The organism is Amycolatopsis sp. NPDC004368, assembly GCF_053602515.1.
Genome location: NZ_JBSGDT010000013.1, coordinates 155,032 through 168,655, shown reverse-complemented (window position 1 = coordinate 168,655; position 13,624 = coordinate 155,032). Strand labels below are relative to the sequence as shown.

Annotated in this window: 12 protein-coding genes; 4 read left to right on the top strand and 8 right to left on the bottom strand. The window is 69.5% G+C overall.

Features of this window, described 5'->3' with window-relative positions:
• Positions 1-4: 4 nt before the first annotated feature.
• Entirely contained in the window at positions 5-763 is a 759-nt protein-coding gene (locus ACWEOE_RS20355) for a DUF6885 family protein (RefSeq protein WP_452011251.1), read from the top strand.
• Here ACWEOE_RS20355 and ACWEOE_RS20350 read toward each other — a convergent pair.
• Both ACWEOE_RS20350 and ACWEOE_RS20345 read right to left on the bottom strand, forming a co-directional pair.
• Positions 760-2,217: an APC family permease gene (locus ACWEOE_RS20350; protein WP_452011248.1), complete on the bottom strand. Its 1,458-nt coding sequence runs from the start codon at positions 2,215-2,217 to the stop codon at positions 760-762. The two genes, ACWEOE_RS20355 and ACWEOE_RS20350, sit on opposite strands and share 4 nt — an antisense overlap.
• Before the next feature lie 47 nt (positions 2,218-2,264).
• Positions 2,265-2,858 carry a response regulator gene (locus tag ACWEOE_RS20345; protein ID WP_452011318.1) on the bottom strand — a complete coding sequence of 198 codons (594 nt, stop codon included), beginning with the start codon at positions 2,856-2,858 and terminating at the stop codon, positions 2,265-2,267.
• 119 nt (positions 2,859-2,977) lie between these two features.
• Between ACWEOE_RS20345 and ACWEOE_RS20340 the strand changes: the two genes are divergently transcribed.
• From ACWEOE_RS20340 to ACWEOE_RS20330, 3 genes are read left to right on the top strand one after another with little or no spacing between them, the layout of a single operon-like run.
• Positions 2,978-3,187: a hypothetical protein gene (locus ACWEOE_RS20340; protein WP_452011245.1), complete on the top strand. Its 210-nt coding sequence runs from the start codon at positions 2,978-2,980 to the stop codon at positions 3,185-3,187.
• A gap of 19 nt (positions 3,188-3,206) precedes the next feature.
• On the top strand, positions 3,207-3,605 hold the full coding sequence (locus ACWEOE_RS20335; protein WP_452011243.1) for a hypothetical protein: 399 nt from the start codon (positions 3,207-3,209) through the stop codon (positions 3,603-3,605).
• A gap of 23 nt (positions 3,606-3,628) precedes the next feature.
• Positions 3,629-4,609: a phosphotransferase family protein gene (locus ACWEOE_RS20330; RefSeq protein WP_452011240.1), complete on the top strand. Its 981-nt coding sequence runs from the start codon at positions 3,629-3,631 to the stop codon at positions 4,607-4,609.
• Here ACWEOE_RS20330 and ACWEOE_RS20325 read toward each other — a convergent pair.
• From ACWEOE_RS20325 to ACWEOE_RS20300, 6 genes are all read right to left on the bottom strand, one after another.
• A complete protein-coding gene (locus tag ACWEOE_RS20325; RefSeq protein WP_452011237.1) occupies positions 4,601-5,536 on the bottom strand; it encodes a hypothetical protein in 936 nt (311 codons plus the stop codon). The two genes, ACWEOE_RS20330 and ACWEOE_RS20325, sit on opposite strands and share 9 nt — an antisense overlap.
• A 76-nt stretch (positions 5,537-5,612) precedes the next feature.
• Complete coding sequence (locus ACWEOE_RS20320) at positions 5,613-7,295, bottom strand: ABC transporter family substrate-binding protein (RefSeq protein WP_452011235.1); 1,683 nt, start codon at positions 7,293-7,295, stop codon at positions 5,613-5,615.
• 53 nt (positions 7,296-7,348) lie between these two features.
• The gene (locus ACWEOE_RS20315) at positions 7,349-9,481 is read right to left on the bottom strand and encodes an ABC transporter ATP-binding protein (RefSeq protein ID WP_452011233.1); all 2,133 of its coding nucleotides are present in this window, start codon (positions 9,479-9,481) and stop codon (positions 7,349-7,351) included.
• On the bottom strand, positions 9,478-10,488 hold the full coding sequence (locus tag ACWEOE_RS20310; RefSeq protein WP_452011230.1) for an ABC transporter permease: 1,011 nt from the start codon (positions 10,486-10,488) through the stop codon (positions 9,478-9,480). Before ACWEOE_RS20310 ends, ACWEOE_RS20315 begins: the two co-directional genes overlap by 4 nt.
• A complete protein-coding gene (locus ACWEOE_RS20305) occupies positions 10,488-11,465 on the bottom strand; it encodes an ABC transporter permease (RefSeq protein WP_452011228.1) in 978 nt (325 codons plus the stop codon). The genes ACWEOE_RS20310 and ACWEOE_RS20305 overlap by 1 nt, the downstream gene beginning before the upstream one ends.
• A gap of 534 nt (positions 11,466-11,999) precedes the next feature.
• Positions 12,000-13,394 (bottom strand): RNA polymerase sigma factor, encoded by a 1,395-nt coding sequence (locus ACWEOE_RS20300; RefSeq protein WP_452011226.1) that lies wholly within the window; start codon positions 13,392-13,394, stop codon positions 12,000-12,002.
• Between the last annotated feature and the right edge of the window lie 230 nt (positions 13,395-13,624).

The following is a 13,624-nucleotide window of genomic DNA, read 5'->3' as shown; positions in this document are numbered from 1 at the left end:
ACGCGTGGCCGACGACGAGCTCTCCGCCGTGCACTGGCTGCCCGGCGCCGCGCGGCTCATCGCCGAAGCGCGGGCCGAGCTGCCGCAGAAGGACGGGCTGGCGGCGGCGTTCACGGCGCTGGCCGCGCTGCGGGCGGCCGGCTGCGCCGTGGCGGACCAGGACGAGGTCGCCGTGGCCGCCGGGACGGTTCGGGCGCCGGGCGAGCCGCCCGCGGGTGCGCAGCACCGCGACGACTTCCGGCTGCCCGTTCCGTGCGACGCCGCGACCGCGGACACGGCTCCGCAGGCGCTGGCCGCGGCAGTGGAAACGGTGTCGGGCAAGCGGTTGCGGGTCGTGCCGGCGACGGGGGAGTGGTCTGCGCCGGCGTTGCTGGGCCTGCTGGCGGCGCTGTGGGAGCTGCCGCGCGTGGCGGTGATCGCGCGGCTGGACGCCGCCGAGCTGGGGTCACCCGACACACCGCACCGCGCGCTGCTCGACTACCTCGACGCCGGCGTCCCTCCCCTGTGGACGAACCACTGGCGACCGCCGGGGCGCCACCACGTGCTGCTGACCGGCGTGCGGATCGGGGCCGAGGGCACACTGCTGTCCGTTGTGGACACCTATCCCGTGTTGGGGGACAACGGGATCCACGAGCAGCCCGTGGAGTGGGTCACCGCCGCGCTGGCCGGGCGCGGCGTGCTGCTGCTCGTGGCGGACGCGGCCCACGCCGGCGAGCTCGCCGAAGCGGTCGCCGGCGCGGGCCTGCGGCCCGGGTTCGGCTAACTCTTCGATTCCGTGCGGTTCCCCGGCGCCAGCCGCGAATGCTTGCGCCCGTAGAAGACGTAGATCAGCAGCCCGATCACGAGCCACGCGGCGAAGCGGATCCAGGTGAGCACGTCGAGGTTCAGCATGAGGTAGAAACACGCCACCGCCGCGATGATCGGCACCACGGGCGAGAACGGCACCGTGAACGGCCGCTTCAGGTCCGGACGGCGACGGCGCAGCACGGGGACCGCCACGGCCACGATGATCATCGCCGAGAGGGCGCCGATGCTGACCATGTCGGACAGCGCCGAGATGGGCACGAAGGCCGCGAGCACGGCGATGAGCACGGCGCCGCCGATGGTCATGCGGTGCGGGGTGCCCCAGCGGGGGTGGGTGGTGCCGATGGCCTTGGGCAGCAGGCCGTCGCGGCCCATGGCGAAGCCGATGCGCCCGATGGTGACCAGCTCGACCATCATCACCGACGTCAGGCCGGTCACCGCGCCCAGCGAGATCAGGGCACCGACCCAGTGCTGGCCGACGCTGTCGAACGCGGCGGCGAGCGGGGCGCCGGTGTCGATGTCGGTGAACGGGATCATGCCGGTGAGCACGATCGACACGGCGATGTACAGCACGGCGCAGACGGCCAGCGCGCCGAGGATGCCCACGCGCAGGTCCTTGCGCGGGTTCAGCGTCTCCTCACCGAGGTTGGCCAGCGCCTCGAAACCGGTGTAGGCGAAGAACACCACGGCCGCCGCGGTCACCACGCCCGCGATGCCGTACACCGACTGCTCCAGCCCGAGCGCGGCCTGAACCACCGGCTGTTCGAGCACGCCCGTGCCACCCGAGGGCGGCTGCGCCGGCGGGACGAACGGCGTGAGGTTGGCGCCCTTGATGTAGAACACGCCGACCACGACGATCAGCACGCACACGGCGACCTTCACGCACACCAGCAGGTTCGTCAGCCACGCCGATTCCTTGATGCCCAGCACAGCGACCACCGTGAGCACGGCGATGATGATCACCGCGCCGACGTTCACCTTCGCGTCGTCGCCGAACCACTTCTGCGGCAGGCCCAGCAGGTTCGCCAGGTATCCGGACCAGCCGCGGGACACCACGGCGGCACCGAGCGCGAACTCCAGCAGCAGGTCCCAGCCGATGATCCACGCGAACACCTCGCCGAGCGTGGCGAACGCGTAGGTGTAGGCGCTGCCGGCCGTCGGCACGCTGGAGGCCAGCTCCGCATAGCACAGCGCCGCGAGCCCCGCGACGATCGCGCCGATCACGAACGACAACGTGACCGCCGGGCCGGCGTGGGTCTTGGCCTCGACGCCGGCGAGGGTGAAGATGCCGGTCCCGATGATGATCCCGACGCCGAACCCCACCAGATCGCGTCCCCTGAGCCGCCGCTTCAGCTCGCCCGAGTCCTGACGCTTCAGGACCTCGTCCACGTCCAACGTTCTCCGCACACCCATGGGGGAACGTTAAGAGGTCACGGGGTGTCGCGCACAACGGTTGCCCGCTACTGCCCGGCGAGCCCGGCTTCCTGAGCAAGGATCGCCGCCTGTACGCGCGAGCGCAGGCCGAGCTTGGTGAGCACCCGCGAGACGTGCGGTTTGACCGTCGTCTCGCCGATGTGCAGGCGGGTGCCGATCTGGGCGTCGGACAGGCCGTCGCCCAGGCAGCCCAGCACCTCGCGTTCGCGGTCGGTCAGGTCGGCGAGCCCCGGCGGAGCGGCCGCGGGTTTCCCGGCGGACTGCGCGAACGCCGTGATCAGCTTGCGCGTGACCTGTGGCACCGGCACGCCCTCACCCGCGGCGACGAGCTTCACGGCCTCGATCAGCCGGGGCGCTTCCACGGACTTGAGCAGGAACCCGGCGGCTCCGGCACGCAGGGCGGCGTGCACGTACTCGTCGAGGTCGAACGTGGTGAGCACGAGGACCTGAGCGAGACCTTCGGCGACGAGCTCACGCGTGGCGGTGATGCCGTCGGTGCCGGGCATGCGCACGTCCATGAGCACGACGTCCGGCTTGAGCGCGCGGGTCTGGTGCACCGCGGTGGCGCCGTCGGCGGCCTCGCCCACCACCTCGATGCCCTCGGCGTTGCCGAGGATCAGGTCGGTCCGTTGTGGGACTGGCTGCCGCGCCTCGGCGGGCTCGTCGGTATTTGGCTCGTCGCCGGCCCGCTGTGGACCGAGGTGTTCGGCAAGCAGGACGAGCCGAGCCGGGTGACGTCGTGATCGAGCTTCTCGGTCTCCTGCTCGTGATCCAGGGGGCCGGCGGGCTGATCAACCGGCTCGCCGGCTCGGCCGACCCGAGCTGGTTCGTGCAGCTGCACGTCCTGCCCCCGCAGCTGCACATCGCGGCCGGCGCCGTGCTGCTCGCGGTCGGCGCGGGCCTGCTCTTCGCCGAACGCGCCCGCAAACGGCGCCCCGATCAGCTGTGACGCGGCTTACACTGGACGCGTGGCCGACGCGACCGGCAGCGTGGCCGGGCCTCTCGTCCTCTTCGCCGTGGTCAGCCTGGCGCCCTCGGCGCTCTTCTGGTGCGCGCTGCGCGTGCCCGCCGTCTACCGCTGGGTGCGCGACCGCCGCCGCGAACGGCCGGCGCCCGCGGGCCCGCCGGTCGAACGCCTGTCGGCCGACCTGCGGCGCGTGCACCGCCTGCTCGCGTCCTACCCGCCCGGCACGCCGGCGGCCCGCCGGTTCGGCACCCGTCAGGCCTACGACGAGCTGCTGCAGACGGCGTGCCGCGCGGTCGGCGTCGAGCAGCGGCTCGCCGACCTGCCCGAGGGCATCGACCGTGACCTCGAACGGTTGCGCGTCGAGGAGTTGCTGAGGCGCGAAGGCCTCGCTGTTCCCTGAGGCCGGGCTGCCAGGATGGGAGCATGGACTTCCGCCCCCTCGACCGTCCCGCCGGGGCGTTCCAGCAGCAGCTCGGACCCGAGCAGATCGAAGCCGTGTGTGAGCGCGTGTTCGGGCCCGGCACCCGCGTCGAGGCGGCCACCGAGCTGGGCTGGGGCGGCTACAACACGACCTACCGCGTCGAGCTCGCCGACGGGCCGGTGATCCTGCGCGTGGCCCCGGAACCGGCGCGGCAGACGCGGATCGAGTGGCAGTTCATGCGCAACGAATACCTCGCGGCGCCCTACTTCGCCCCCATCGCGCACCTGCTGCCCCGCACGATCGCGGCGGATTTCACCCACGAGGTCATCCCGCGCGACTACGTGGTGCAGGCCGTGCTCACCGGCCGCGCCGGCCCCGACGTGCTGCCGACGTACCCACCGGCCGAGCGCGGGCCGTTCTACCGCGAGCTGGGCCGGCTCACCCGCCTGGTGCACGGCGTGCGCGGGCCTGGCTTCGGCCCGGTCGCCGGGCCGCACTTCGCCACGTGGAGCGAAGCGCTGGTGGCGTACTTCGCCGACAACGCCCTCGACCTGGAAGACCGTGGCCTCGACGCCGCCGACCTGCGCGAGATCGGCCGGCTCGCCGCCCGCGACGCCGCCGTGCTCGACGAGGTCACCTCACCCCGCCTGCTGCACGGCGACCTCTGGACGATCAACGTGATGCTCACCGACGACCTGCGCGTCACCGGCGTCTACGACCACGACCGCAGCTGGTGGGGCGACCCGGCGGCCGACTGGCCGGTCCACATGGCCCAGGCCAAGCCGGGCGCCGAACGCGACGAGTTCTGGACGTCCTACGGCCCGCTCGACGACTCGCCGGTCGCCCGTCGGCGTGCGCTCTACTACCGCGCCCGCCACCTCGGCGCGCTGCGCCTGGAACGCCACCGGCTCGACCGCGAGGAGAAACTCGCCGATTCCTACGACGAGCTCGCCGCGGTGCTCGCGGAGCTGGGGTCAGACTGACGGGTCCGAGCCGCGCAGTGCGGCCCACCAGAAGCCGAAGGCGGCGACCAGCACGGTGACCACCAGCCAGCCGTCGAAGCCGCTGCCGTCGACGAAGGCCCAGAAGGCGCCGACGACGGGCGCGACGGCCAGCACCGGCAGGTCGGCGCGGAACTGGCGGGCCAGGGACACCGGATGGGCCGCGGCGAGGGCGCGCTCGTCGTCGGGTTCGGCGGGGTTGTCGGTGCGGCGCCCGCGCGGTTCGGTGGTCCGCACGGCGCCGGAGGGGTAGAGCAGCTCGTCGCCCACCCGCACGGCGACGTGCCGGTCGCCGCGGACGTCGCCGAGGAGGGTGACCTTGGCCGGCGCCGGCAAACCGATCAGCGTGGGGGAGAAGTACACGGGGATCCAGCGCGGCACGGCCGTCTCGGTCTCGATCCACGAGCGGGTGAGCACCCCGCGCTGCACCTTCACCCGGCGCACGGGGACCGGCGCCGAAGCCGTGGCGCGCGCGGGCCGCAGGAAGCGCGTGAACAGCAGGAAGAAGTCCACCGCCAGCACGGCGGCGGCCGCGACCACGGTCACCGTGGCGTAGGTGGTGGCGCGGTCGGCGGTGACGATCGGGGTGGCGTCGCGGATCAGGGCGCGCGTGGGCTGCGCCGGGTCGTAGAGCACGGGCACGTTCGTGCCGGGCTTCGGTGCCGAGCTGTCGAGTGACACGTCAGCCGTGGCTTCGGCGCCGCCGGCAACGGGGAAACGCACGGTGGCCGTTCCGTCGGCACTGCGCACCACGGTGCCGGTGGCCTGCGCGGTGATGCCGCGCACTTGCGTCTGCGCGGATGAGAACTCCAGCAGCTGCACCACGAACACCACGGCGCACGCGATGAGCACGACGGCACTCGTCACGAGGAGGTGACGCACCGGCCGCAGCCGCAGGATCGTCCGCACGGTACCCACCTTAGATCGTCCACAAAGGAAAGAGCGGCGCGGGCCGGGGCCCACGCCGCTCTCCCGGGGTAGCGCCTTACTTCACGAAGCCGATCTTGGTGTAGTCGTACGGCGTGTTCGCGTAACCCGGCGAACCGAAGTTGCCCAGGGTCTTGCGCACGGCGAACGCACCCGGCGACTGGAAGATCGGGAGCTGGTGCCCGACGGCCCAGATCTCCTTGTCGGCGGCGTTGATGTCCGCGGCCCGCTTCGTGTCGTCCAGTTCCTGCGCCGCGGTGTCGAGCAGCTGGTTCAGCTTGTCGTCACCGATGCGGCCGTAGTTCTGGGCGATGTTCTTCGGGTCGAGGTAGTAGATGCCCTTGCTGCCGCCGATGGGGAACGAGTTCGACAGCCAGCGGAACAGCGTCAGGTCGAAGTTGCCGACGTTGACGTAGTTCTTGAAGAACTCGGTGCTCGGCACGGCCTGGATGTCCAGCCCGACACCGATCGCCTTGAGCTCCGACTGCAGGATCTGACCGGTCTGCTGGCTGATCGGGGTCGCGGTCGGGATGACCAGGCGCAGCTTGAGCTGCTTGCCGTCCTTGGCGCGGGTGTCACCCGAGAGCTTCCAGCCCAGCTTGTCGAGCTCGGCCTTCGCGGCGTCCACGTTGTACTTGTACGGCCCCGAGTTGTCCTCGTAGGTCTTGGAGCCCTTGAGGAACAGGTGGTTGCCCAGCGGCGTGGTGTCCTTCTGCATCTGGCCGAGGATCGCCTTGCTGATCCCGACGGTGTCGATGCCCTTCATGATCGCCAGGCGCAGGTCCTTGTCGGCCAGGATGGAGCTCGGCGCACCGTTGAAGGTGATGTGCGTGTAGTCCGGGTTGTTGGACTGGCGGATGACCGCGTTCGGGTCGGCCTGCGCACGCTTGAAGGCGTTGATGTCGTTGTTCAGGTTGTAGAAGTCGATCTGGCCGTTGGCGAAGGCGTCCGGCAGCGCGGCGCGCTCCACGACCTTGTAGGTCACGGTGTCCAGCTTCGGCTTCGGGCCCCACCAGTTCGGGTCCTTCTCGAAGACCACGGTCTTGCCGGTCTGGTCGATGCTCTTGACCTTGAACGGGCCCGCGGTGATCGCCGGCTTCTGCGCCCAGGAGGTGTTGAAGGTGTTCGCGTCGGCGTTCAGCTCCTTGGGGTAGAGCGGGCTGAACAGCGACTTCCACTCCGCGAACTTCTTCGCGAAGGTGATCTTCACGTCCTGGTCGTCAGTGCCCTTCTCGACCTTGGCGATGTCCTCGTAACCCGTGGTCTGCGAGACCTGGTAGGCCGGGTCCTTGCCGTTGAGGACCTTCGCCTGCGCGGCGTAGTCCTCCCACGAGAACGCCCGGCCGTTGCTCCACTTGGCCTTCGGGTTGATCTTCAGCTCGACGACCTGCGGATCGGTGCTGATGACCTCGGCCGAGGTCAGATAGCTCGGGTCGACGCCCACCGTCGCGTCCGAGTTCTGCGGGAACGGGTAGGGCAGGATGGCGCCGAACATCCACGCGCCGTCGGCCACCGTGCCGTCGACCTCGTTGTAGTTCCAGTTGTCCGGCAGCTGGTCGACCGGCCACTTGAAGTCGCCGCCGTCCTTGATCTTGTCGAGCGGCATCGCGTTGATGTCCGCGTTCTTGACCTGCTGGGTGCCGGCGTCCTGAAGTCCGCTGTTGCCACTGTTGGAGGCACCACCGCCGCACGCGGCGAGCAGGAGCCCCAGAGCGGCAACGGGAGCCACGAGTGCGGCCATTCTCCGTCGCATTGTGTCTACCTTTCTTTCCCTGTGTGCCAACGGATGCGTGGCTACACGACTTCGCGGGTCTTGGCGTAGTGGCAGGCGACGTCGTGGTCGGCCGCGCGGGACTCGCGCGGCGGCTCGACGTCGATGCACTTCTGTTTGTCCTGTTCGGACAGTTGCGAGAAGACGAAGCAGCGCGTGCGGAACCGGCAGCCCGAGGGCGGGTTCGCCGGGCTGGGCAGATCACCGGTGAGGATGATCCGGGTCCGCTCGCGTTCCTTCACCGGGTCGGGGATCGGGATCGCGGACAGCAGCGCCTGGGTGTAGGGGTGCTGCGGCGCCTCGAACACCGTCTGCACGTCGCCGATCTCGACGATCTTGCCCAGGTACATCACGGCCACGCGGTCGGCGATGTGGCGCACCACCGACAGGTCGTGGGCCACGAACAGGTACGACAGGCCGAGTTTCGCCTTCAGCTCGTCGAGCAGGTTGATCACACCGGCCTGGATCGACACGTCGAGCGCGGACACCGGCTCGTCGAGCACGATCAGCTTCGGCTCCAGCGCGAGCGCCCGGGCGATGCCGATGCGCTGGCGCTGCCCGCCGGAGAACTCCGCCGGGTACCGGTCGGCGTGCTCGGCGCGCAGGCCCACGAGCCCGAGCAGCTCGGGCACGCGCTTGGCGATGCGGGCCTTGTCGTAGCCGTGGGTGGTCATCGGCTCGGCGATGATGTCGCCGATCGGCAGCCGCGGGTCGAGCGCGGCCATCGGGTCCTGGAACACCACCTGCAGGTCGCGCCGGATCTCCTTGCGCGTCTTGCCGCTCATCTTCGCGACGTCGCGGCCCAGCACCGCCACCGAACCGTGCTGCGGGGCGACCAGCTCGAGGATCTCCATGAGCGTCGTCGACTTGCCGCAGCCGGACTCGCCGACCAGGCCGAGCGTCTCGCCCTCGACGATGTCGAAGCTGATGCCGTCGACCGCCTTGACCGTGCCGGCCTTGCGCTTGAGCACCGCGCCCTTGGTGATCTGGTAGTGCTTCTGCAGGTCCCGCACGTCGAGCACGGTGGTGCGCTTGTCCCGCGGCACCGCCGCGACCGGCGCGTCCTCGATCACCTCGGCGCCGTACACCTCGGCCGCGTCGGCCTTCGGACCCGCCAGCTCGTCGGTGCGGATGCAGGCGGCGCGGTGGGTGGTGTCGACGGGAGCGTTCGGGTTGCCCGGCGTGATCGTGAGCAGCTCCGGCTCGGCCTGGCGGCACGCGTCGATCGCCAGCGGGCACCGCGGTGCGAACGGGCAGCCGGTCGGCAGGTTCACCAGCGACGGCGGCTGGCCCTCGATGGGCACCAGCGGCTGCTTCTCCTGCGCGTCGACGCGAGGGATCGAGCCCAGCAGGCCCAGCGTGTAGGGCATGCGCGGCTGGGCGTAGATGGTCTCGACCGGGCCCTGCTCCACGGCGCGCCCGGCGTACATGACCATCAGCCGGTCGGCGAACCCGGCGACCACACCGAGGTCGTGGGTGATGATCACGATGCCGGCGCCGGTCACCTCCTGCGCGGTCTTGAGCACCTCCAGCACCTGGGCCTGCACCGTCACGTCGAGCGCGGTGGTCGGCTCATCGGCGATGATCAGGTCCGGGTCGTTGGCGATCGCGATGGCGATCACCGCGCGCTGGCGCATGCCGCCGGAGAACTCGTGCGGGAACGCCTTGGCGCGCGCCACCGCGTTCGGGATGCCGACGAGGTCGAGCAGCTCCACGGCCCGGTTGTTGGCCTGCTGCTTGGTCATCGAGCCCTTGGCGTGCACCAGCAGCGCTTCCGCGATCTGCGCACCGACCGTGTACACCGGCGTGAGCGCCGACAGCGGGTCCTGGAAGACCATCGAGATCTTCTTGCCGCGCAGCTTCGACAGCTCGGTGTCGGACTTGCCGATGAGCTCGCTGCCCTGGAACCGGATCGAGCCGGAGATGCGCGCCTGCGGCGGGAGCAGGCCCATGACCGCGAGCGACGACACCGACTTGCCGGACCCGGACTCGCCGACGATGCCCAGCACCTCGCCGGCAGCGACCTGGTACGACAGTCCGCGCACCGCGTGCACGCGGCCGGACTCCGACGGGAACGACACGTCGAGGTCGGCGACCTCGAGCACGGTGCCGGTGGGCTTCTCGGTCTCCGCGCCCAGTGCGAGCGAGGCGGTCATGCTGAGGCTCCTGCAGTGCTGGAAGCGGAAGATGCCTTTTCGGCTGTGTTGTTCAAGATGCGCTTGCGTTCCTTGCGCCGCGACCGCGAAGACGACGGGTCGAGCGCGTCGCGCAGGCCGTCACCCGCGTAGTTCACCGCGAGCACGGTGACCACGAGGAAGCCCGCCGGGATGTAGAACAGCCAGGGGAACGTGCGCACGGAGTCGGTGCCGCTCGCGATGAGCGTGCCGAGCGAGACGTCGGGCGACTGCACGCCGAACCCGAAGAACGACAGCGAGGTCTCGGTGATGATCGCGACGCCGACGTTGATCGTCGCGTCGATGATCAGCAGCGACGCCATGTTGGGCACGATGTGCTTGGCGATGATCCGCCACGCCGGCTGGCCCATGAACTTCGCGGCCTTCACGAACTCGCGTTCGCGCAACGTCAGCGTCATGCCGCGCACGATGCGGGCGGTGATCATCCACTGGAACAACGCGATCAGGCCGACCAGGATCAGCCAGGTCTTGCCGCGGAAGGCGGGCGAGAGGATCGAGATGATCAGGAACGGCGGCAGGATCAGCAGCAGGTCGACCACCCACATGGCGATGCGGTCGGTCCAGCCGCCGAAGTAACCGGCGGCTGCGCCGACGATCGAGGCGACGCCGGTGGAGAACAGCGCGGCCAGCAGGCCGATCGTGAGCGACTTCTGCAGCCCGCGCATGGTCTGCGCGAACATGTCGCCACCGATCTGGTTCGTGCCGAACCAGTGGTTCCCGTCCGGCGGCAGCAGGTTCGACAGCGGGTCGAGCTCGTCGTAGGACCACGGCGAGTACCACGTGTAGGTGAAAGCGAGGATGTAGAACACCACGATCACGGCCAGCGAGACCAGCGCGAGCCGGTTGCGCAGGAAGCGGCGCAGCACGAGCTTGCCGCGGCTGGACGACTTGGCGTCGGTCTCGTTCTGCGTGTCGGCCGCCAGGATCGCCGAGTCGGCGAGGTCGGCCTCGTTCACGGGAGCGGCCATCAGATCCTCACCCTCGGGTCGAGCGCGGCGTAGAGCACGTCGGCCAGCCACCCGGCCAGCAGCACGCAGATCGCGATGAACAGGGTCACGGTGGAGACGATGTTGGTGTCCTGCTTCTGGATCCCGGTCACCAGCCAGTCGCCCATGCCGTACCAGCCGAAGATCCGCTCGGTGAAGATGCCGCCCGTGATGAGCAGCCCGAAGCCGAACGCGAACAGCGTCGCCATGGGGATCAGCGCCGTGCGCAGGCCGTGCTTGAACAACGCGCGCCGGCGGGTGAGGCCCTTGGCCTGGGCGGTGCGCAGGAAGTCGGAGCCGAGCACGTCGAGCATCGCCGAACGCTGGTAGCGGCTGTAGTACGCGACCTGCGTGAGCACGATCGCCAGGGTCGGCACGATGATGTGCTGCAACCGGTCGAGCAGCACGTCGCCGAAGCTGCCGTCCAGACCACTGGTTTCACCCTGCACGATGAAGAACTGGTACCCGCCGAGCAGGTTGTCGTTCACCGACTGCGCGCCCGCCTTGAGGATCGTGGCGATCACGAACACCGGGGTGGACAGCACGACGAACGAGAACGTGGTGGCCACGTAGTCGCTGATCTTGTACTGCCGGATCGCGCTCACGACACCCACGAGCACGCCGATGATGATGCCGATCGTGATGCCCAGCAGGAACAGCCGCAGGCTCACGCCGGCGCGGCGGAACAGCTCGTCGGTGATCGGCTGGTCGGCGACCGTGCGGCCGAAGTTCCCGTGCAGCACTCCGCCGAGCCAGGTGAAGAAGCGCTCGGGGATGGGCTGGTTCAGGTAGAGCTCGGCCGCCTTGGCGTCGATTGTGGACTGCGGAGCCGGGGGGTTCCGCAGCTTCAGCGCGTCGAGCGGGCTGAAAGCCAGCGACGCCAAGGAAAAGGCCGCGAAGGTGGCGACCAGGCACAATGCCACGTAGTTGACGAGGCGGCGGAGGAGGAAGCCGATCACGGTTTCCTCGATTCACCGGGAACGGAGGTTCCACTCCGTACCGACGGCCACGCCTGACTCTCGCCCGATTGAGTTTTCGTCGAAAACACTAGCCGGTGCTGCCTTCCGAATGCTGCTGACGCTCGTTGTCGGCGCAGCATAACCGGGAAGCGGGCTGCGTTCTTGGTTCCCATACAACCAAATAATCACGATTTCCGCCGCGGGCTCGTGAAGCACCGACTTTCGGGTGTTGCGGTGGGCGAACATCCCGCGTAATCAGTACGGGCGACAGGTTGCGGTCAGTGGTCTTTCGCGCACTGCGGATCACGTTCCGAAATGTTTCCGGAACACCGCGAAAATGTTTCGGATCAAGCGGAACGGTGAAACGGACAATACCGGCATGGTTCGGGCCGGTCGTCCGGCGCGGCTGCCCTGGGTGGACTGCCGTTGATCCACTGCCGTGGATCCACAGTGGCCGGTCGCGTTCTTCGCGCAAACGCGAAGAACCCCGCCACCGCTTGTCGGTGACGGGGTTCTTCGCTGGAGAAGACTGGTTCAGTCCAGGTAGTCGCGCAGCACCTGGGACCGCGACGGGTGCCGCAGCTTCGACATCGTCTTCGACTCGATCTGGCGGATGCGCTCGCGCGTGACGCCGTAGACCTGGCCGATCTCGTCGAGCGTGCGGGGCTGGCCGTCGGTGAGGCCGAAGCGCAGCCGGACCACGCCCGCCTCGCGCTCGGACAGCGTCTGCAGCACCGACTGGAGCTGGTCCTGCAGCAGCGTGAACGACACCGCGTCGACCGCGACGACCGCTTCGGAGTCTTCGATGAAGTCACCGAGCTGCGAGTCGCCCTCGTCGCCGATGGTCTGGTCCAGCGAGATCGGCTCGCGAGCGTACTGCTGGATCTCCAGGACCTTCTCCGGCGAGATGTCCATTTCCTTGGCGAGCTCCTCGGGCGTCGGCTCACGGCCGAGGTCCTGCAGGAGTTCGCGCTGTATGCGGCCGAGCTTGTTGATGACCTCGACCATGTGCACCGGGATGCGGATGGTGCGAGCCTGGTCGGCCATCGCGCGGGTGATCGCCTGGCGGATCCACCACGTGGCGTACGTCGAGAACTTGTAGCCCTTGGTGTAGTCGAACTTCTCCACCGCGCGGATCAGACCGAGGTTGCCCTCCTGGATGAGGTCCAGGAACGCCATGCCACGACCGGTGTAGCGCTTGGCCAGCGAGACCACGAGGCGGAGGTTGGCCTCCAGCAGGTGGTTCTTGGCCCGCTCGCCGTCGCGCACGATCCACTTGAGATCGCGGCGCATCTGGGTGACGAGCTTCTCGCCCTCCTCCTCGGCGGTGCGCACGCGCTCGGCGGCGTAGAGGCCCGCCTCGATGCGCTTGGCGAGCTCCACCTCCTCCTCGGCGTTGAGCAGCGCGACCTTGCCGATCTGCTTGAGGTAGGCGCGCACCGAGTCGGCCGAGGCGGTGAGCTCGGCGTCCTTGCGCGCCTGGCGAAGCGCCTCGGACTCCTCCTCGTCCCAGACGAAGTCGGGGTTGTCCGAGGCGGACTTCGGGCCCTTCTCGGCGGCTGCGTTGCGGCGGCGCGCGGCAGGCGTCTCCGCTTCCTCGGCGTCGGCCTCGTCCTCCGAGTCGTCGGAGTCGTCGTCGGCGACCTCGTCGTTGACCGTCTCGTCGACGACGTCGACCTCGACCTCTTCCAGGTCGGACAGGTCCGGGCTGTCGAGTTCGGCCTCGTCGAGGTCGACCGGACCGTCGGGCTCGCCGTCCTCGCCCTTGGCCTTGGTGGCGGGCTTCTTGGCCGGTGCCTTCTTGACCGGAGCCTTCTTCGCGCCGGCGGTCTTGGGTTTCGCCGCGCCGGTGGCTGCCTCGTCGGCCGGCTCGCCGGCTGCGGTCGCTGTCTTCGTCCCGCTTCGCGTTGCGGTTCTTGCGGCTGCCACTTACGCCCTTTCGCAGCGGTCGATCATGACGAGCCGAGGTATCGCCACCTCGGCTGCCTCACATTCGGGGAACACGCCTCGGCCTGCGGTTTTCAGTCCCGCAGCCGTGGGCCGCGTTCCATTGTAACGACGGCCGGGCAGTGCGTCGCGAAGCGATCACCCTCCGGCCTGCCGCACGGTACCTGCGCGTGACCCTTCCGTGACCCGCGCGTGTGTTTTCGCGGCGGTTC